Genomic DNA, 18,040 nt, shown 5'->3' with positions numbered 1-18,040 from the left:
CCTTCTTGATTCTGTCACTTTGTAACAGGAGCTTGGCTCAGCTTGCTTCGACGCGATCAAAAACCGCGACGGAAGCGGGTCCCGAGCGTGTGCGGGCTTATAGAAAGAAGGTACCGCGAAGTCAATCCGCCCGTGCCGGCGCCACCGAAGGTTGTTTCCTGATGTCAGCAGCAGACAGGGGATAGCGTCCCGGCTCTGACATTTTGCAGTGCGGAATTTGCAACTGCGTTGTGATCACCTATCTTTGCCATAAAGGGGATGCAAGGCAGTTCGTGCTCATTTTAGTCCGAAGCGCATCATTCTCGCACTGGCCTCGCAGCAAAGAACAGCATGACTGAAGCAGCCGATACCGGTGTATTTCCCGGAAAACAGGCGGACCGTGCGGTTCCGCTTTCGCGCGGCCTGTCGGCCAAGCTGCTGCTGCTGACCATCGCTTTCGTACTCTTCGCTGAAGTGCTGTTCTTCCTGCCCTCTGTCGCAAGCTTCCGCATCCGCTGGCTCGAGGAGCGTCTGGCCACTGCCGCCGCCGTCGCCACGATCCTGGTACAGGGCGACCCGACCACACTTTCCCGCGCCGCCCAGAACGACGTGCTGGCGGCGATCGGCGCCAAGGCGATCGCCGTTCGCGATGGCGGCGTGTCCCGCCTGCTTGTCGTCGCCGACATGCCGCCCGAAGTCGACGAGCATATCGACATCGCCAAGGAAGGCGTGCTGGACTCGATGCCCGACGCCATCGACACGCTGCTGTTCGGCGGCAACCGCATGCTGCGCGTCTATGGCCGGGTCGGCGAGAGCGCCAAGGAGTTCGAGCTGGTCATCCCGGACTACCGGCTGCACCGCGCCATGCTCGCCAATGCGCGCTACATCGTCTTCGTCTCGCTGCTGATCTCGCTGTTCACCGCGGCACTCGTCTATGCCGCCATCGACCGCATCATGATCAGGCCCATCCGCACCATGACACGCTCGATGCTGACCTTCTCCGATGCCCCGGACAATCCCGCCGGTGTCATCGTTCCCGAAGCCCGCTCCGACGAGATCGGGCTGGCCGAGCGCGAACTGGCGGCGATGCAGACGCATCTGCAGCGGATGCTGCACGAACGGAAGCATCTCGCCGACCTTGGTCTTGCCGTATCGAAGATCAACCACGACATGCGCAACATCCTGGCCTCGGCACAGCTGATGTCCGACCGCTTGCGCATGGTCAAGGATCCTGCCGTGCAGGCTTTTGCGCCGAAGCTGCTCAGGACGCTCGACCGAGCGGTTGCCTATTCCGAGAACGTTCTGTCATACGGCCGCGCCCAGGAGCCGGCGCCGGCGCGCCGCCGCCTGCGGCTGAGCCAGCTGGTCGATGACGTGCACGGCCTGCTCGGCCTAGAGGCCGAGCAGGGCATCGAGTTCTTCAACGCGGTCGACACCGAATTCGAGATCGAGGCCGATCCCGACCAGTTGTTCAGGGTGTTGACCAACCTGTGCCGCAACGCCGTGCAGGCCATGGCCGGTGCTGCCGACAGCGCCATCGTCAATCGCCTGACCGTTTATGCCGAACGCGAGGGCAGCGTCAGCCGCATCCTGGTTGCCGATACGGGTCCCGGCCTGCCGCAAAAGGCGCGCGAGAACCTGTTTGCCGCCTTCCGCGGTTCGGCCCGCAGCCGCGGCACCGGGCTTGGCCTCGCCATCGCCTACGAGCTGGTGCGCGCCCATGGCGGCCAACTGGAGCTTGTCGAGAGCGCCGGCGGCCGCACCGTGTTCGCTGTCACCATCCCCGATCAGCCGGTTCGCCTCGATGAGGCGCGCCAGGGCATGCGCCGTCCGGCCTGATCAAAAAAACTTTGCCGGCGGCGGCTTGCATTTCCCGATTCGAGCCGTTAGGTAGCGCCGGTCGCTGCAGTCGATTGACCGCAGCGTGTTGGCCGTTCACTCGGCCTGATGCGCGCCCGTAGCTCAGCTGGATAGAGCACCAGACTACGAATCTGGGGGTCAGAGGTTCGAATCCTTTCGGGCGCGCCATTTTCTCCTTGTGACAGCGCACGCCGTCATGGCTCAGGCCACAGCATCGAGGTCCACGACGCCGGACCTGGACTGAGTGGCGCTGCATTCGAGCAAACGCTGTTGCGCCGGGTGCTTGCGGAGGGGGCGAGCGGACCGACCAACTCGAATTCGTGGCCAGTTGCGGCGTGCCCTACCTCCAGGGATGGATGTTCACCAAGGCGCTGCCACTGGGGCAGGCCATCGAGGTGACGCAGGGCACGACGCCGCGGCCGACTAAGAACTAGAGGCTGGTTGGAATGCGCTGCCCCTCCCAATCAGGCGGCCACCAGTCTCCGCGCAGGTGCTCGTAGTCGTCGTCGGTAATCCAGGTCAGCGGCTCCCCGCGCGTGTCCTCTGGGTCAATACGTTGTTTCAAGCCTTCGCATCGGCGCAATGCCCATTCCAGCATGGCCAGTGTATCGACCTCGCGGTCGCGAACGACCCTGCCTCGCCGGCAAGTGATGACCCGCTCGCGGGTGAACCACGATGACCAACCGTCGAAGCCCCACAGGAGCATCGGTCCTGTCGGGATGCGAAGGTGACCACTGAACCACTCGGCGCTTACTGGAAATCTGGTCGCTGGCACGAGCCGCAAAAACCAACTGCGCATGGCATCCGAGAGTGGCCGCTCCCGGTCACCATAGGTACTCAAGGCGACGAGGCACAACTTGCCATCGATAACATCCCAAGTGCCGACGTATTGACGATGACAATTCGTCGTCCATTCGTCGGGCGCGCTTATTCTGACCCGGCGGGAAGCAAGCAGGCGATAGAGCGGCAGGGCATGTAATAAATGCGGCTTGCCATCGATAAATATCCGCTCGGGCATCTGTGATGTCATGGCTCTCCTCACGGTAGAGAAGTGTCGAGGCGGCAACCTCGAGATCGTAGCAGACTGCATGCAAGGGGCAACTCGATAATCATCTAATATTTTGATATCATGAGGTAAATTTCAGTTATCCCCTCCTTCTGCCGGTGTCGGAATTTGTTGACCTTGCCCTTTGCTGAAGGAGGATTCGACGATGGAGGAGGTCGTGTTGGGTACCAGTTTCATCCTGACGAACTGGATGTCAGAGGCTGCGCCGCCATCGCGGCGAGGACATGCAAGGTACCGGCTCTGGCCGCGACAACGGAACAGGATTGTTCATGCGGCTGCTCACCGGCGGCATCGCCGCCGCCGATCGGCAACGTTTCGGCCTGCCACCGGATCTCCCCTGGCGTCATCCGGCGCCGACAGCTTTTCCCAGAAAGTTTGAACAGGGCGGCTTGCAATTCGCCAAGTCAGCGGCTAGTTAGCGCCGGTCGCTGCGGTCGATTGATCGGAGCGTCCCGGCCGTTTCCTTGATGGCCTGTTGCGCGCCCGTAGCTCAGCTGGATAGAGCACCAGACTACGAATCTGGGGGTCAGAGGTTCGAATCCTTTCGGGCGCGCCATTCTCCTCACTGTACAGCCCGAAGACATAGGTAACAGTTTGTACCTAAGACATGGGTGACAACCTCGTGCCGAACGGGTTGTCGATGGTCTGCAGGGTCCTCTGTTCGAGGTCGATATAGCCAAGATCATAGTGCATGAAGGAGACGAGCCAAATGGCGTCGTCGACTTCAGTGATTCCGAGCCTCTGGCCGGCGAGCACGGTCGAGATATTGATCTTCTTGCGGTGCATGCAGATGCGGCCACAGGCGGTGACGAGGATGTCGCGGTCATGGAAGGGGTAATGCAGGTCTGGCAGCCCCTCATAGGCTCTTGAAGAGGGCTTATAGAGTTCGTCCGGCACCTTCATGCCGATCGCTTGGTGCGGTCGTTCGGCATTGAATTCGCTGACGAATGCATCGAACCTGGCCTGCTGCTGTAGAATGTTCATGCCCGGCGGCCGGGTCGTCTCCTGCTTGAGGGTCCGGTGCATACGCTCATGCCTGCCGTTCTGCTGCGGGTTGCCGGGTTTGATGCGCTCGATGTCGATGCCCAGCCGCAGCCAGAAGACCGAGAGCCTGGACAGATTGTAGAGCCCGTTGGGAGAGGCGAAGGGCAGCCCGTTGTCGCTTCTGATCGCCGCCGGCAGACCGCGCTGCTTGAACAACCTCACGAAGGCTTCGACGACGGGCACCTCCCGCGTTGATTCGAGGGCTTCGCACAGAAGGATCATGCGCGAGGCCTGGTCAGTCACCGTCAAAGGGTAACAGTACTGGCGATTGCCGAGCCTGAACTCGCCCTTGAAATCGACACACCACAGATCGTTGGGGCAGCATGCCGCCGACAGCGGCGTGCCCTCGGCCTTGCAGCGCCGCCTCTGACGGGCGCGCGTGACAAGGCCGTGGCGGTCGAGCACGGCATGGACCGTGCTCGTCGACGGCAGCCGAACGTCGCCGGCCAGCTTGCGCACCAGAAGCTCACGGATCTTCCTGGCGCCCCAGTGCGGCTTGTCCTTCTTGGCCTTCACAATCGCCTGCTCGATCTGACAGGGCAGTTGGTTGGCATAGCGGACCGGCCGCCGTGACCGGTCGGTCAGCGCCTCCAGGCCGTCGTCCTTGTAGCGGTTGAGGATCTTGTAGCCGGTCTTGCGGGAAATCCCGAACTCTCGGCACACATCACTCATGCCCTCGCCATCCAGAAGCCGCGCAACAAAACGAAGACGTTCCTCCATCACCGAACTCTCCTTCCACGGCATCAACACCTCCGGCCAAAAGCCAAAAGTGTTACCCATGTGTCCGGTACGAAACGTCACCTATGTCTCGGGTCGCTCACACCAATGCAGTCAGGTCACTTCACTCGGCAGGCTGGGCCTTGTCTATTGCCTGCTCGCCCTGAGGCATTTCGCCGGCCCGCCGGTCAGCTGACCGTATTTTCCTTCTTGTGCTCGCAGTCCCTGCCGCTGCCCTGGCCGCTCGGCTGCGGACAGTTTTCGCCGCTGCATTCCTGGGCCTGGGCACGAATGATTGTTTTCGGCCCACCGGCGCTGGCGGCCAGAAGAATGGCGGTCGAGAAGGCGAAGAGGAGCAGGCGCATGACATCTCTCCTTGTGGCTGGGGCGGCAGAATGCCGGCTTGGTAGCCGGTCGGCGCGGCATGACCGAGGTCACGCGGCAATCAGGCTGCCGTAACGGCAGCATAGCGCACGTGGCATTGCGGTAAAGCCCGATCCGGCTGCCTGACGATAGGGAAACAATGCCGCAGGGCGGCGTTGCCTCGCGCTTGCATTTGCATTTGCCGCCACGGCAAATTTTGTTTAAGGCCAAGCTCATGTCGCACTTGCCCGAGACTCTGCTCGCCGGTTATCGCAACTTCATGAACGGTCGCTACGCGGCCGAGACGGACCGTTACAAGTCCCTGGCGCGCGAAGGCCAGTCGCCCGAGACCCTGGTCATTGCCTGCTGCGATTCTCGTGCCGCGCCCGAAACCATCTTCGATTCTGGTCCGGGTGAGCTGTTCGTCGTCCGCAATGTTGCCAATCTCGTACCGCCTTATTCGCCGGATGGTGAGTTCCATTCGACCTCGGCGGCGCTCGAGTTCGCCGTGCAGGCGCTGAAAGTCAAGAACATCGTCGTCATGGGCCACGGCCGTTGCGGCGGTATCCGTGCAGCTCTCGACCCCAACATGGCGCCGCTGTCGCCCGGCGACTTCATTGGCAAGTGGATGAGCCTTGTGGCACCGGCCGCCGAGACGGTGACCGGCAACACGATGATGACCCAGGGCGAACGCCAGACGGCCCTCGAGCGCATCTCGATCCGCTACTCGATCGCCAATCTGCGCACCTTCCCGTGTGTGAAGATTCTGGAGCAGAAGGGCAAGCTGGAGCTGTTCGGCGCCTGGTTCGACATCTCGGCCGGCGAGTTGTGGGTCATGGATCGCGAAACCGGCGATTTCGAGCGCACCTCCATCGCCTGACCTTGGCCGCTGGCCTCATTTCAAAGACTTGAATGGCCTGACGTCTCCGGCCTAGCTTTGCACATGAGCCTTGGACGCCTGTGCCATGGCCGCGCGGCGAGGAGCCAAGCCATGACAACTGCCCAGCCCCGTCATTTGCTCGACGGCAGTCACCGTCGCATGTTCATCGGTGGCGCCTGGGTCGAGGCGGCGTCCGGGCAGACGATGGAAACGCGCAATCCTGCCAACGGCGTCGTAATCGCCACGGTGCCGCGCGCCGGCAAGAAGGATATCGAGCGCGCCGTCGCCGCCGCCCGCAATGCGTTTGATGGGCCGTGGAGCCGTTTCAAACCGCATGAACGGCAGAAACTTCTGCTCAGGATCGCCGAGCTGTTCGAGCGCCACTGGGAAGAGATCTGCGTTTCCGACACCACTGACATGGGCCTGCCCATCGCGCGTGCCCGGGGCAATGCCAACCGCGTCCTTGGCATGCTGCGCTATTATGCCGGCATGGCGACGGCGCTGCACGGCCAGACCATCGACAACTCGCTGCCGGGTGACATCGTCTCCTACACCCGCAAGGAGCCGATCGGGGTCGTTGGCGCCATCATCCCGTGGAACGCTCCGACCGCAGCGTCGGTCTGGAAGATCGGCCCGGCCTTGGCCACCGGTTGCACCGTTGTGCTGAAGCCGTCGGAGGAGGCGCCGCTGACCCCGCTTCTGATCGCCGAACTGATGGCCGAGGCTGGCGTCCCCGACGGCGTCGTCAACATCGTTACCGGCACCGGCACCGAGGCCGGCGCGCCGCTCGCCGAGCATATGGGCGTCGACAAGATCGTCTTTACCGGGTCGACGGCCACCGGCCAGAGCATTGTCCGCGCCTCGGCCGGCAACCTCAAGCGCGTGTCGCTTGAGCTCGGCGGCAAGTCGCCGGTAATCGTCTGCACTGATGCCGATCTCGAGCGCGCGGTGCCGGTTGCCGCCATGTCTGTCTTCGCCAATTCCGGCCAGATCTGCATCGCCGGCTCCAGGCTTTTTGTCGCGCGACAGATCCACGACGAGTTCGTCGCGCGGCTGGCCGCCTATGCAGCCGGCTTGCGCATTGGCAACGGCATCGACCCCGAGACCGAGATCGGCCCGCTGATTTCGCCCCGCCAGCTGCAGCGCGTCGAGGGCTATCTGCGCGCCGGTTCGGAGGAGGGCGCGCGGCTCGTCGTCGGTGGCACCAGGCTGTCGCAAGGCGCGCTGGCTGCAGGAAACTTCGTCGCCCCCACCGTCTTCGCCGGCGTCTCCGACACCATGCGCATTGCGCGCGAGGAGATTTTCGGACCGGTTATCTCGGCCCTGCCGTTCGACACACTCGACGAGGTGGTGCGGCGCGCCAACGACACTCCATACGGCCTCGCCGCCGGCGTTTTCACCCGCGACCTCTCCACTGCGCACCAGCTGTCACGACGGCTGCAGGCCGGCTCGGTATGGGTCAACACCTATCACGCGATCGACCCGGCGGTGCCGTTCGGCGGCTACAAGATGAGCGGCTACGGCCGCGAGGGCGGCACTGATCATCTCGACGAATACCTCAACACCAAGGGCGTGTTCATCCGTATCGATTGAGGGCGGCCGCAACGAAAGAGCTGCGCCCGGCTGCCGGCGCGGCCTCTTTTTTCGGCTGTGTGCAGTCTATTCAGTCCATCAGCTGGAATTCGTAGAGCCTGCGATAGAGACCTTCGGCCTCGATCAGGTCGGCATGGCGACCCTGCTCGACGGCCTTGCCGTCCTGCATCACCACGATGTTGTCGGCCTGGTGAACAGTCGACAGGCGGTGCGCGATGGCAATCGTCGTGCGGCCGGATGAGAGTTTCTCCAGCGCCTCGCGGAACAGCGCTTCGGACTCGGCATCGAGTGCGCTGGTGGCTTCGTCGAGCAGCAGAACATTGGCATCGCGAAGAATTGCGCGGGCAATCGACAGGCGCTGCTTCTGGCCACCAGAGAGCAGGGCGCCGTTTTCGCCGACCTGCGTGTCATAGCCGCCCTTGAGCGCCATGATGAAGTCATGCGCGTTGGCCGCCTTGGCGGCTGCGATCACCTCTTCATCGCTGGCACCGTCGCGGCCAAGGCGGATGTTGTGCATGATCGTGCCGGAGAACAGGAACGTGTCCTGGCTGACATAAGCGATGCGGTCGCGGACCGAATGCAGTGTGGCATGGGCGATGTCCTGGCCGTCGAACAGCACCTGGCCGCTGCTGGGGTCGTACATGCGCATGATCAGGTTCATGATCGTTGACTTGCCGCTGCCCGACGGGCCGACCAGCGCCGTCATCTTGCCGGGCGGGAAGGTGAGGTCGAGATCGCGCAGCACCGGTTCGCCGTCGGCATAGGAAAAGCTGACGTCCTTGAGCTCGATTTTGCCGGAACCGGGCACGAGAGCCTCTGCGCCCGGCTTTTCCGCAAGCGTCAGCGGACGGTCGGTGAGTTCGAACATCATGCGCACGCCAACCAGACCCGCTTCCAGCGAGACACGGAAGCGGGCCAACCGCTTGGCCGGCTCGTAGGCCAGCAGAAGCGCGGTGATGAAGGACATGATGCTGCCCGGGGTTTGGCCGCCCTGGACGACTAGATAGCCGCTGACCAGCACGACGCCGGCGATGGCAAGGCCGGCAAGCGTCTCCATGATCGGGCTGGTACCGGCTTCGAGGGCCGCGATGGAGTTGGCGCGCCTTTCGACGTCGGAGACGGCGCGATGCATGCGGACTCGCATCGTCGCTTCCAGGTTGAACGACTTGACGATCCTGACGCCGATGGTCGTTTCCTGCATCACCTGCACGATCTGGGCCAGCGACATGAATTCGGCCTCCATGATCTTGCGCACGCGGCGCAGGATCAGGTTGACGCCGAAGATGGCGATCGGCCCGACGATGAAGGCGACCAGCGACAGCACCGGCTGCTGGTAGACCATCACGGCTATGAGGCCGATCAGCGAAAACAGGTCGCGCACGAACGAGGTGACGATGACGTCGAGCACAACGCGCGCCGCCTGCGCATTGTGCGTGACGCGGGTGATCAGGTCGGCCGAAGGGATCGAATGGTAGAAGGAAATGCCCTGCGCCAGGATGCGGTCATAGATCTTGCGCTGGCGGTCGGCGATGATCGAGTTGCCGACGCGGCTCAGGAAAAATGCCTGCACGAAGGTCGCGACACCCTTGAGGATGAAGATCCCCGCAACCATCGCCGCGATCATGTAGACGCGGTTGATATCCTTGCCGATGACGAATTCGTTGGTGATGTCCTGCATGATCCAGGCGCTGGCCGCCGTCATGGCGGCCACCACAAGCATCGCAACGATGGCGATGCCGTAGCCAAGCGCATGCTGGCGGAACGACTCCCTGACCAGTCTCCAGATCAGGAGATGATTCTGCGACGGACGAAAAAATCGAGGCAAATCAATAAGTCCTTTGGGCGCTAATCCCCCGCGCCGGCCTGTATAAAGCAGCTCTCCGCGAAGGGGAACTGTCGTTGATCTTAGGCTCCGGGCTTACTGTCGCAGCATCCATGGCCCAGTGGACAGCCGGCTACCGCAGATTGCCGCTTCCGGCGATTTCGCATACCGTTGACCAAACGATAAAAAGTCGCCTTCGCCAAAAAAGACCAAAACCAGCCAGAGGTGGATCGTATGCACAGCAGCTCCAAAAATTCAGGCATTTCCAGACGCACGTTGATCAAAGCCGCGGGCGCTTCCGCCGCGGTCGCGGCCGTGGGCTTGCCCGGCCGGCTTTTCGCCGCCGACCCGATCAAAGTCGCGGCCATCTACACCGTCCCGGTCGAGCAGCAATGGGTCAGCCGCATCCACAAGGCGGCCAACGCCGCCAAGGATCGTGGCGACATCGAATATGTCTATTCGGAAAACACCGCCAACAACGACTATGAGCGCGTCATGCGCGAATATTGCGAGGCCGGCCACAAGCTGATCATCGGCGAGGTCTTCGGCGTCGAGGATGCTGCCCGCGCAGTCGCCAAGGACTACCCCGACGTCGCCTTCCTGATGGGCTCGAGCTTCAAGCCCGATGCCGCCGTGCCGAATTTCTCGGTGTTCGACAATTACATCCAGGATGCGTCCTATCTCTCCGGCCTCGTTGCGGGCGCGATGACCAAGTCGAAAAACATCGGCATGGTCGGCGGCTATCCGATCCCAGAGGTCAACCGCCTGATGAACGCCTTCATGGCGGGCGTGAAGGAAGTGGCGCCAGACACCAAATTCCAGGTCGCCTTCATCGGCTCGTGGTTCGATCCGCCCAAGGCCAAGGAAACCGCCTTCGCCCAGATCGATGGCGGCGCCGACCTGCTCTACGCCGAGCGTTTCGGCGTGTCTGACGCCGCCAAGGAAAAGAAAGTACTGGCCATCGGAAACGTCATCGACACCCAGGCCGACTATCCCGAAACGGTGGTCGCCTCCGCACTCTGGCACTTCGAGCCGACGCTCGACAAGGCGATCGCGGAAGTGAAAGCCGGCACCTTCAAGGCCGACGACTATGGCGTCTACTCCTTCATGAAGAACGGCGGCTCGTCGCTTGCGCCACTTGGCACCTTCGAGGGCAAGGTGCCTGACGAGATCAAGGCCAAGGTCGCCGAGAAAGAAAAGGCGATCAAGGACGGCTCGTTCACTGTCGAGATCAACGACGCCGAGCCGAAGTCGAGCTGATGACAGCGTTCTTCTCCCCCGTTTACGAGGGAGAAGATGCCGACAGGACGATGAGGGACAGCGTATCCTCTCCGATTTCGGCACTGCCCATCATCCGGCCCTTCGGGCCACCTTCTCCCCGCAGGCGGGGAGAAGGGACCTCCAGCTGCCGTCGCCGCTTCATGACAACTGAGCCCAGCATCGTCCTTCGCCTCTCCGGCATCACCAAGCGTTTCGGCCCGCTGACGGCCAACGACGCCATTTCCTTTGAGCTGAAGCGCAGCGAGGTGATCGCGCTTCTCGGCGAGAACGGCGCCGGCAAGACGACGTTGATGAACATCCTGTTCGGCCACTATGTTGCCGACGAAGGCACTGTCGAGGCGTTCGGCAAGCTGCTGCCGCCGGGCGATCCACGCGCGGCCCTCGATGCCGGCATCGGGATGGTGCACCAGCATTTCACCCTCGCCGACAACATGACCGTGCTGGAGAATATCGCGCTGGGCACCCAGGGCCTGTGGCGAGCCAGGCTCGACAGGGCAGCCGCGCGCCGTCGCATCGAACAGTTGTCCGCTGATTTCGGCCTGACCGTCGATCCTGCGGCCACCGTGGCCACACTGTCGGTGGGGGAGCGCCAGCGCGTCGAGATCCTCAAAGCGCTCTACCGCGACGCCCATGTGCTGATCCTCGACGAGCCGACGGCAGTGCTGACGCCGGCCGAGACCGACGCGCTGTTCCGCACGCTGAAGCTGCTCGTCGCCAAGGGCCTTTCGATCATCTTCATCTCCCACAAACTTCATGAGGTGATGGCCGTCAGTGACCGCGTGCTGGTGCTGCGCGCCGGCCGGCTCGCCGGCGAACGGGAGACGAAATCGACCGACCGCAAGGAACTTGCCGCCCTCATGGTCGGCCAAGAGGTCAAGCCGGCAGAGGTCAGTCCGGTCCATGCAGGTGCGGCCCTGCTGGCACTCGACCGCGTCTCGACGGCGCGCCATAACGGCGCCGGCCTCGACGAGGTGTCGCTGACACTCAACGCCGGCGAGATCACCGGCCTTGCCGGTGTTTCCGGCAACGGGCAGGCAGCGCTCGCCGCACTCATGTCAGGCACCCAGCGCCCGACCGGCGGCGCGATTTCCATCGCCGGCCACGCGGTTGGCGACTGGTCCCCGCGCGCCGCCCTCGGCCATGGCATCGCCCGCATCCCCGAGGACCGCCATGCCGTCGGCACGATCGGCGACATGAGCGTTACCGAAAATGTCATCGCCGAGCGTTACGGCAGCTCACGTTTCAGCCGCATGGGCTTCCTTGACTGGACGGCGGCGCGCCGCTTCGCCGAGGAGATCATTGCCGACTACGACGTCAAATGCCCATCGCCCGAGGCGCGCATCCGCCTGCTTTCGGGCGGCAACATGCAGAAGCTGATCCTCGGCCGCGCGCTCGACCCCGAACCGGCGGTCATCCTCGCCAGCCAGCCGACGCGCGGCCTCGACGTCGGCGCCGTCGCTTATGTCCACCGCATGCTGCTCGCCGCGCGTGAGCGCGGCGCGGCGGTGCTGCTGATCTCGGAGGACCTGGAGGAAATCCTGGCGCTTTCCGACCGCATCGTCGTGATGTCCAAGGGGAGGTTGTCCGCGCCATCGGCGCGCGGGGAACGGACGATTCGCGAACTGGGTGAACTGATGGCGGGCCATGGTGGGGAGCAGCCGGCGTGAACGCGCGAGGTCAGATGTCAGTGCTCCACGCCACCCCCCTCTGTCCTGGCAGGACAGAGGGGGGTGCTGTCCCGCAAACATCTCAGGCCACGGAGCAGACCCATGCGGCTTGAGCCCAAACCCGCGCCATCACTGGCGGTCACGCTATTGTTCCCGCTGGCGGCGATCGCCGCCACGCTGCTCATCACGTCGTTGCTGGTGCTCGTCGCCGGTGCGTCGCCGCTGTCGGTGTTCTACCTCGTTGCCAAGGGTGCGGCTGGTTCGCAGTTCGCGCTCCTGGAAACCCTGACGCGCGCGACGCCGCTGATCTTTACCGGGCTTGCCGTTGCCGTCGCCTTCCGGGCCAAGCTCTGGAACATCGGGGCCGAGGCGCAGCTCTATGTCGGCGGCATCGTCACCGTGGTGCTCGGCACCGGCGCGCTGCCGCTGCCCGCGCCCATTCTCATCCCTATCATCATGGTCGCCGTCATGGCCGCGGGCGCGTTGCTGCTGCTCGGACCCGCCGTGCTGAAGACCCGCTTCGGCGTCGACGAGGTTGTGACTACGCTGCTGCTCAACTTCATCGTGCTGCTGTTCGTGTCGATGCTGCTCGAAGGCGTGCTCAAGGACCCGATGGGGCTGGGCTGGCCGCAGTCGCAGAAGGTCATCGCCGAGGCGCAACTGCCGCGCATCATCCAGGGCAAGCGCCTGCATTATGGCTTCGTCATCGCCATCGTCTCGGCCATTGTCGTCTGGGTCATCATGAAGAAGACCGTGCTCGGCTACGAGATGCGCGCCGTCGGCCACAACCCCGAAGGCGCGCGCTTCGTCGGCATTCCCGTCAATCTCGTGCTGATGAAGACGGCACTCCTGTCGGGCGGCCTCGCGGCGCTCGCCGGCTTCTCCGAGGTCTCGGGCCTCAAGGGCAACCTGACGCTCGACCTGTCGCCGGGCTACGGCTACTCGGGCATCGTCGTTGCCATGCTGGCAATGCTGAACCCGCTCGGCGTGATTGCCTCGGCCATCTTTGTCGCCGGCATCTTCGTCGGCGCCGATGCCATGAGCCGTGTTGCCAAGGTGCCGAGCTACATCGCCGACGTCATGGTCGCCACGTCGCTCTTGACGATGGTGGTAGCGATCCTGCTGACGCGGTTCAGGGTGAGGTGGAGGTGATGGCTGAGATCCTTCGCGCCTGGCCTGCCGGCCATCTCCTTCACAAGGGGGGAGATCAGTCGCATCGACGCCACACCAGTTCCTGTTGTTTCCCGGGATGCTTTGGCCGACACGGAGTTCCTAAGCGAACGATTGTGCGAGGCGCTGGCGAAGTCCTGATCTCCCCCCTTGTGGGGGAGATGGCCGGCAGGCCAGAGGGGGGCAACGTCGAGCGCCAGCGTTGTTTGGTATCGAGGCGGAGTGCCCTCTGATGGACGCATTTGAAATCCTCTTTACCGCTTCCTTCTGGGTCGCCGCCATCCGCATTGCTTCGCCGCTGATCTTCGCCACCATGGGCGAGCTGATCTGCGAGCGCGCCGGCGTGCTCAATCTCGGCATCGAAGGCATCATGACCGCCGGCGCCTTCGCCGGCTGGTTCACCGTCTATGCCGGCGGCGACCTGTGGACCGGCGTGCTTGTAGCGGCCCTGGCAGGGGCAATGTTCGGCTTGTTGCATGCGACGCTGACCGTGCCGCTCGGCCTGTCGCAGCATGTCGTCGGCATCGGTGTCACGCTGCTCGCCACCAGCCTGACCTATTTCACCTATCGCCTGGCGCTGCCTGAGGTAACCTCGCCGCCCAAGATCGAGCCATTCCAGCCATTGCCGATCCCTGGTCTGTCCAAGATCCCCATCGTCGGCGAAGCGCTGTTTTCGCAGACGCCGCTGACCTATTTCGCCTTCCTCACCGTCGCCGTCGTTGCCTGGGTGCTCTACCGAACACCCGTCGGCCTTGCCGTCCGCGCCGCCGGCGAAAACCCGGCGGCCGTGGAAGCACAGGGCATCTCGGTCACCGGCATCCGCATGGGCGCGGTGGTGGTCGGCAGCGCGCTGATGGCCGTCGGCGGCGCCTTCCTCACAATGTCGGCGTTCAACTCGTTCTTCTTCGAGATGATCAACGGCCGTGGCTGGATCTGCATCGCGCTCGTGGTGTTCGGCTCGTGGCGGCCGGGCAAGGCGCTAATCGGCGCCATCCTGTTTGCCGCCTTCGACGCCTATCAGGTGCGCCTGCAGCAGATGTCGGGCGGCGTCGTGCCTTACCAGCTGTTCCTGATGATGCCCTATGCGCTGTCGATCCTGGCCCTGATCCTCGTGGCGCGCCGCGCTACCTATCCGAAAGCGCTGATGATCCCCTATCAGAAAGGCGAGAGATGAGCTTCGACCTGATCGTCAAGGGCGGTACGCTGCCCGATGGAACCGTCGCCGATATTGGCATCAAGGGCGACAGGATCGCTGCCATCGAGCCGAAAATCGAAGCAGCGGCCAAGAACGTCGTCGACGCCTCCGGCAACCTCGTCTCACAGCCCTTCGTCGACCCGCATTTCCACATGGACGCGACGCTGTCCTATGGCTTGCCGCGCATCAACGCCTCAGGCACGTTGCTCGAAGGCATATCGCTCTGGGGCGAACTCAAGCCGCTGCTGACGCATGAGGCGGTCAAGGAGCGCGCGCTCGCCTATTGCGATTGGGCCGTGTCGATGGGCCTGCTCGCCATTCGCACCCATGTCGACACCTGCGACGACCGCCTGCTTGCCGTCGAGGCCCTGCTCGAGGTCAAGAAGCAGATTGCGCCTTATATCGACCTTCAGCTCGTCGCCTTCCCGCAGGACGGTCTCTATCGCTCGCCCTCGGCGCGCGCCAACACCATTCGCGCCTTGGACATGGGCGTCGATGTCGTCGGCGGCATTCCGCATTTCGAGCGCACGATGGCCGACGGCACGCGCTCGGTGACCGAACTGTGCGAGATCGCGGCAGCGCGCGGCCTGATGGTCGACCTGCATTGCGATGAAACAGACGACCCGCTGTCGCGCCACATCGAGCAACTGGCCTATGAGACCCAGCGTCTCGGCCTGCAGGGCAGGGTGGCCGGCTCGCACCTGACCTCGATGCACTCGATGGACAATTATTACGTCTCGAAGCTGTTGCCGCTGATTGCGGAAGCCGGCGTGTCGGCGATCCCCAACCCGCTCATCAACATCATGCTGCAGGGGCGCCACGACACCTATCCCAAGCGCCGCGGCATGACCCGCGTGCCGGAAATGCTGAAGGCAGGCATCCGCGTCGGCTGGGGCCAGGACTGCGTGCTCGACCCGTGGTATTCGCTCGGCACCGCCGACATGCTCGACGTCGCCTTCATGGGCCTGCACGTCGCCCAGATGTCTTCGCCTGCCGACATGCGCCGCTGCTTCGACATGGTGACCAAGGTCAATGCCGAGATCATGGGGCTCGACCATTTCGGGCTCGAAGTCGGCAAGACCGCAAGCCTCGTCGTGCTCGACGCCGGCAACCCGATCGAGGCTGTGCGCTTGCGCGCCGAACGCCTCTGCGTGATTGCCAAGGGCAAGGTCGTGGCGGAACGTCCGAAGCGCGACACCGCGCTGTCGATCAAGGGCCGTCCGACTAGCATCAACCGCCGCCATGTGGTGCCGCCGCAGGCGAATTGACCTGGCGTAGCGCGTGGCCAGAAGTCACAAAAAAGTCTACAACAGAACTCAAGATTCTCGCGGTTGCGGAAGGAGAAGGTCATGTTGTCGAGGTCAGTTTTGCTGGTGTTCGTGACGGCTTTGCTTGCCGGCTGCGTGTCGGCGGAAGAACAGCGCGCCCGCGACGAAGACAAGTGCCGCTCCTACGGCTTCACCAAGCGCAACGACGCCTTCGCCGAGTGCCTGCAGCGCATCGAGCTCGATCGCCGCGCCGAGTTCCGCCAGAGCAAGTCGTCGTTCGACGACTGGAACCGGCCTGTCGTGGTCTATCGCCCGATCGTCGTCGCACCGAAGCCGTAACGGCTGGTACTGCGACAGGGCAACGCATGGTCCAGGCCAGATTGCCCTCGCCATTACTCTTTCAAGCGCATAGATAGCCTCAATCCGGGCCCGTCGCCCGGCGGATTGGCACCATGACGTTTCGACAAGCCCTGGCCCTCCCGAAGAACAACATGGTTCTTTCGGGCATCCTCCTCATGTTGCTGGGCGACTTCATGTTCGCGCTCAACGACGCGATGGGCAAATGGCTGGTCGAGAGCTTTTCGGTCGGACAGGTGCTGTTCATCCGCTCGATCGGCGCCTTCATCATTCTTGGCCCAATGATCTACAGGCAGGGGCTCGGTCCGCTGACCAATGTCGAGCGCCCCGGCCTGCAGGTGTTGCGTGTCGTGCTCGCCACCGCCGACACCGCCTTCTTCTACGCCGCCGTCGCTTATCTGCCGCTGGCCGACGTGATGACCTTCTACATGGCCGGCCCGATCTACATCGCCGCGCTGTCGCACTTCTTCCTCGGCGAAAAGGTCGGCTGGCGCCGCTGGCTGGCCATCGTGCTTGGCTTCTGCGGCGTGGTCATCGCGCTCCGCCCGTCGACGGCGTCGCTGTCCTGGCCGTCGCTGTTTGCCGTCGTCGGCAGCATGTCCTTTGCCATCAGCCTGATCCTCAGCCGCAAGCTGCGCGCTACCAACGATACGACGCTGGTGACCTGGCAGACGGTAGGCGCGCTGATCATGGGCGGCGTCCTTGCCGCCTCCGACTGGCAGCCGGCAAGCGCCATCGACTGGTCGGCCATGCTGTTGCTCGGTGTCGTCGCCTGCGCGGCACATCTTTTGATCACCCGCGCCCTCAAGCTCGCGCCCGCCTCGCTGCTTGCGCCGCTGCAATACACACTGCTGATCTGGGCCGTGGTCATGGGCATCGCCTTCTTCGGCGACTATCCGGATGCGCAAATCCTGATCGGCTCGGCGATCATCGTCATCGCCGGCCTGTTCATCTTCCATCGCCAGAAGGTGGTGGACAAGGCCGAACCCGAGACGGTGCCGACCAGCGTGCACTGACGAGTTTAGCTCCTTCACCAATAGCGGGTTTAGCCTCTCCCCAGAAGCGGGGGGACGTCGGCCTGCTCTCGGCAATGAGGTGTCATCGGCGGCAAGATGTTCGGATACCTCCCCCTTGTGGAGAGGGGGATGGACCCTAGCGCCCCAGCACCAGCGCCCAATAGCGCTTGTCGCTGCCTTTGCTCTCGCGCACATAGGCGAGGCCGAATTTGCCGAAGCGCGGGTCGAGCATGTTGCGGCGGTGGCCCGCCGAGTTCATCCACATCGAGAACAGCTTGGCCGGCTCCATGCCGCCATGGGCGATGTTTTCGGCCGCGGCGCCCTCGACGCCGCCATCCTTCATGCGCGCCGCGAAATCCTTGCCCCAGCCGGTGGTGTGCTCCATCTTGCCGCTGCGCGCCATGTAGGCGGCTTGCTGCAGGGCGGCGCGCTCAAGCGTCGAGTCAGGGCTCAGCGGCGGCAGGCCATGCTCGGAGCGGATGGTCTGCAGGTAGGTGACGCCGGTCGACGACGCACCGGATCCGTCGCCGGCGATGTTGGACCCGGTCTGGCAGGCGGCCAGGAACAGCAACGACCCAAGAGCGGTCGCCCGCATCACCGTGCCTGTCAGTCGCGCCATGGTTTTTTCCTTGTCTGTCGTCATTGGCGACCGTTGATAAGGCTGATCATGGCTTTTTGGCGAGCATGGCGCCTCGGGGTGGGCGGGACCTTGGGACCGCGCACCACCTTTTCCGAGGATCGATTCTGGCTTTGCCGGTCGCA

At 63.6% G+C, this 18,040-nt stretch carries 16 protein-coding genes and 2 tRNA genes; 13 read left to right on the top strand and 5 right to left on the bottom strand.

What is annotated here, in order from left to right:
• The first annotated feature begins 330 nt into the window (after positions 1 to 330).
• Both H5P29_RS28310 and H5P29_RS28305 read left to right on the top strand, forming a co-directional pair.
• Complete coding sequence (locus H5P29_RS28310; RefSeq protein WP_154385908.1) at positions 331 to 1,818, top strand: HAMP domain-containing sensor histidine kinase; 1,488 nt, start codon at positions 331 to 333, stop codon at positions 1,816 to 1,818.
• 112 nt (positions 1,819 to 1,930) lie between these two features.
• Positions 1,931 to 2,007 (top strand) — tRNA-Arg (locus tag H5P29_RS28305).
• A 262-nt stretch (positions 2,008 to 2,269) separates the two neighbouring features.
• On the opposite strand, the gene H5P29_RS28300 is transcribed toward H5P29_RS28305, so the two are convergent.
• Positions 2,270 to 2,869, bottom strand: a complete 600-nt coding sequence (locus tag H5P29_RS28300) for a hypothetical protein (protein WP_154385907.1) — start codon at positions 2,867 to 2,869, stop codon at positions 2,270 to 2,272.
• A gap of 305 nt (positions 2,870 to 3,174) precedes the next feature.
• Here H5P29_RS28300 and H5P29_RS28295 point away from each other — a divergent pair, with 305 nt between their 5' ends.
• Positions 3,175 to 3,324 carry a hypothetical protein gene (locus H5P29_RS28295; RefSeq protein WP_154385906.1) on the top strand — a complete coding sequence of 50 codons (150 nt, stop codon included), beginning with the start codon at positions 3,175 to 3,177 and terminating at the stop codon, positions 3,322 to 3,324.
• Between the two features lie 60 nt (positions 3,325 to 3,384).
• Positions 3,385 to 3,461, top strand: a tRNA-Arg gene (locus tag H5P29_RS28290).
• A gap of 44 nt (positions 3,462 to 3,505) precedes the next feature.
• Here the strand turns inward: H5P29_RS28290 and H5P29_RS28285 are convergent.
• Positions 3,506 to 4,693: an IS481 family transposase gene (locus H5P29_RS28285; protein ID WP_067956582.1), complete on the bottom strand. Its 1,188-nt coding sequence runs from the start codon at positions 4,691 to 4,693 to the stop codon at positions 3,506 to 3,508.
• A 161-nt stretch (positions 4,694 to 4,854) separates the two neighbouring features.
• Positions 4,855 to 5,031 carry a hypothetical protein gene (locus tag H5P29_RS28280; protein WP_154386871.1) on the bottom strand — a complete coding sequence of 59 codons (177 nt, stop codon included), beginning with the start codon at positions 5,029 to 5,031 and terminating at the stop codon, positions 4,855 to 4,857.
• 233 nt (positions 5,032 to 5,264) lie between these two features.
• Here H5P29_RS28280 and H5P29_RS28275 point away from each other — a divergent pair, with 233 nt between their 5' ends.
• Both H5P29_RS28275 and H5P29_RS28270 read left to right on the top strand, forming a co-directional pair.
• Positions 5,265 to 5,909: a carbonic anhydrase gene (locus H5P29_RS28275; RefSeq protein WP_067967126.1), complete on the top strand. Its 645-nt coding sequence runs from the start codon at positions 5,265 to 5,267 to the stop codon at positions 5,907 to 5,909.
• A gap of 111 nt (positions 5,910 to 6,020) precedes the next feature.
• Positions 6,021 to 7,502 carry an aldehyde dehydrogenase gene (locus H5P29_RS28270; protein ID WP_154386872.1) on the top strand — a complete coding sequence of 494 codons (1,482 nt, stop codon included), beginning with the start codon at positions 6,021 to 6,023 and terminating at the stop codon, positions 7,500 to 7,502.
• Positions 7,503 to 7,572: 70 nt separating this feature from the next.
• Here the strand turns inward: H5P29_RS28270 and H5P29_RS28265 are convergent, their stop codons facing one another.
• Positions 7,573 to 9,180, bottom strand: a complete 1,608-nt coding sequence (locus H5P29_RS28265; RefSeq protein ID WP_371818659.1) for an ABC transporter ATP-binding protein — start codon at positions 9,178 to 9,180, stop codon at positions 7,573 to 7,575.
• A 378-nt stretch (positions 9,181 to 9,558) separates the two neighbouring features.
• Here H5P29_RS28265 and H5P29_RS28260 point away from each other — a divergent pair, with 378 nt between their 5' ends.
• From H5P29_RS28260 to H5P29_RS28230, 7 genes are all read left to right on the top strand, one after another.
• Positions 9,559 to 10,584 (top strand): BMP family protein, encoded by a 1,026-nt coding sequence (locus H5P29_RS28260; RefSeq protein ID WP_067965596.1) that lies wholly within the window; start codon positions 9,559 to 9,561, stop codon positions 10,582 to 10,584.
• A 161-nt stretch (positions 10,585 to 10,745) separates the two neighbouring features.
• Complete coding sequence (locus H5P29_RS28255; protein ID WP_154386873.1) at positions 10,746 to 12,272, top strand: ABC transporter ATP-binding protein; 1,527 nt, start codon at positions 10,746 to 10,748, stop codon at positions 12,270 to 12,272.
• 102 nt (positions 12,273 to 12,374) lie between these two features.
• On the top strand, positions 12,375 to 13,424 hold the full coding sequence (locus tag H5P29_RS28250; RefSeq protein ID WP_067965592.1) for an ABC transporter permease: 1,050 nt from the start codon (positions 12,375 to 12,377) through the stop codon (positions 13,422 to 13,424).
• Positions 13,425 to 13,674: 250 nt separating this feature from the next.
• Positions 13,675 to 14,616: an ABC transporter permease gene (locus tag H5P29_RS28245; RefSeq protein ID WP_154386874.1), complete on the top strand. Its 942-nt coding sequence runs from the start codon at positions 13,675 to 13,677 to the stop codon at positions 14,614 to 14,616.
• Positions 14,613 to 15,905 carry an amidohydrolase family protein gene (locus H5P29_RS28240; protein WP_154386875.1) on the top strand — a complete coding sequence of 431 codons (1,293 nt, stop codon included), beginning with the start codon at positions 14,613 to 14,615 and terminating at the stop codon, positions 15,903 to 15,905. The genes H5P29_RS28245 and H5P29_RS28240 overlap by 4 nt, the downstream gene beginning before the upstream one ends.
• 81 nt (positions 15,906 to 15,986) lie before the next feature.
• Entirely contained in the window at positions 15,987 to 16,244 is a 258-nt protein-coding gene (locus H5P29_RS28235; RefSeq protein ID WP_067965586.1) for a hypothetical protein, read from the top strand.
• A gap of 113 nt (positions 16,245 to 16,357) precedes the next feature.
• Entirely contained in the window at positions 16,358 to 17,278 is a 921-nt protein-coding gene (locus H5P29_RS28230; RefSeq protein ID WP_067965584.1) for a DMT family transporter, read from the top strand.
• A gap of 136 nt (positions 17,279 to 17,414) precedes the next feature.
• Here H5P29_RS28230 and H5P29_RS28225 read toward each other — a convergent pair whose 3' ends face one another.
• On the bottom strand, positions 17,415 to 17,897 hold the full coding sequence (locus H5P29_RS28225; RefSeq protein ID WP_246340965.1) for a CAP domain-containing protein: 483 nt from the start codon (positions 17,895 to 17,897) through the stop codon (positions 17,415 to 17,417).
• Positions 17,898 to 18,040: the final 143 nt, after the last annotated feature.

The sequence above is a fragment of the Aminobacter sp. MDW-2 genome (assembly GCF_014250155.1).
Lineage (GTDB): Bacteria > Pseudomonadota > Alphaproteobacteria > Rhizobiales > Rhizobiaceae > Aminobacter > Aminobacter ciceronei.
This window is presented reverse-complemented; position numbering and strand designations above follow the sequence as displayed.

Bases quoted from the DNA above. Each gene is read 5' to 3' on its own strand.
- H5P29_RS28310 (WP_154385908.1), top strand. From the start codon at position 331: ATGACTGAAGCAGCCGATACCGGTGTATTTCCCGGAAAACAGGCGGAC.
- H5P29_RS28300 (WP_154385907.1), bottom strand. From the start codon at position 2,869: ATGACATCACAGATGCCCGAGCGGATATTTATCGATGGCAAGCCGCAT.
- H5P29_RS28295 (WP_154385906.1), top strand. From the start codon at position 3,175: ATGCGGCTGCTCACCGGCGGCATCGCCGCCGCCGATCGGCAACGTTTC.
- H5P29_RS28285 (WP_067956582.1), bottom strand. From the start codon at position 4,693: ATGCCGTGGAAGGAGAGTTCGGTGATGGAGGAACGTCTTCGTTTTGTT.
- H5P29_RS28280 (WP_154386871.1), bottom strand. From the start codon at position 5,031: ATGCGCCTGCTCCTCTTCGCCTTCTCGACCGCCATTCTTCTGGCCGCC.
- H5P29_RS28275 (WP_067967126.1), top strand. From the start codon at position 5,265: ATGTCGCACTTGCCCGAGACTCTGCTCGCCGGTTATCGCAACTTCATG.
- H5P29_RS28270 (WP_154386872.1), top strand. From the start codon at position 6,021: ATGACAACTGCCCAGCCCCGTCATTTGCTCGACGGCAGTCACCGTCGC.
- H5P29_RS28265 (WP_371818659.1), bottom strand. From the start codon at position 9,180: ATGCAGGACATCACCAACGAATTCGTCATCGGCAAGGATATCAACCGC.
- H5P29_RS28260 (WP_067965596.1), top strand. From the start codon at position 9,559: ATGCACAGCAGCTCCAAAAATTCAGGCATTTCCAGACGCACGTTGATC.
- H5P29_RS28255 (WP_154386873.1), top strand. From the start codon at position 10,746: ATGACAACTGAGCCCAGCATCGTCCTTCGCCTCTCCGGCATCACCAAG.
- H5P29_RS28250 (WP_067965592.1), top strand. From the start codon at position 12,375: ATGCGGCTTGAGCCCAAACCCGCGCCATCACTGGCGGTCACGCTATTG.
- H5P29_RS28245 (WP_154386874.1), top strand. From the start codon at position 13,675: ATGGACGCATTTGAAATCCTCTTTACCGCTTCCTTCTGGGTCGCCGCC.
- H5P29_RS28240 (WP_154386875.1), top strand. From the start codon at position 14,613: ATGAGCTTCGACCTGATCGTCAAGGGCGGTACGCTGCCCGATGGAACC.
- H5P29_RS28235 (WP_067965586.1), top strand. From the start codon at position 15,987: ATGTTGTCGAGGTCAGTTTTGCTGGTGTTCGTGACGGCTTTGCTTGCC.
- H5P29_RS28230 (WP_067965584.1), top strand. From the start codon at position 16,358: ATGACGTTTCGACAAGCCCTGGCCCTCCCGAAGAACAACATGGTTCTT.
- H5P29_RS28225 (WP_246340965.1), bottom strand. From the start codon at position 17,897: ATGGCGCGACTGACAGGCACGGTGATGCGGGCGACCGCTCTTGGGTCG.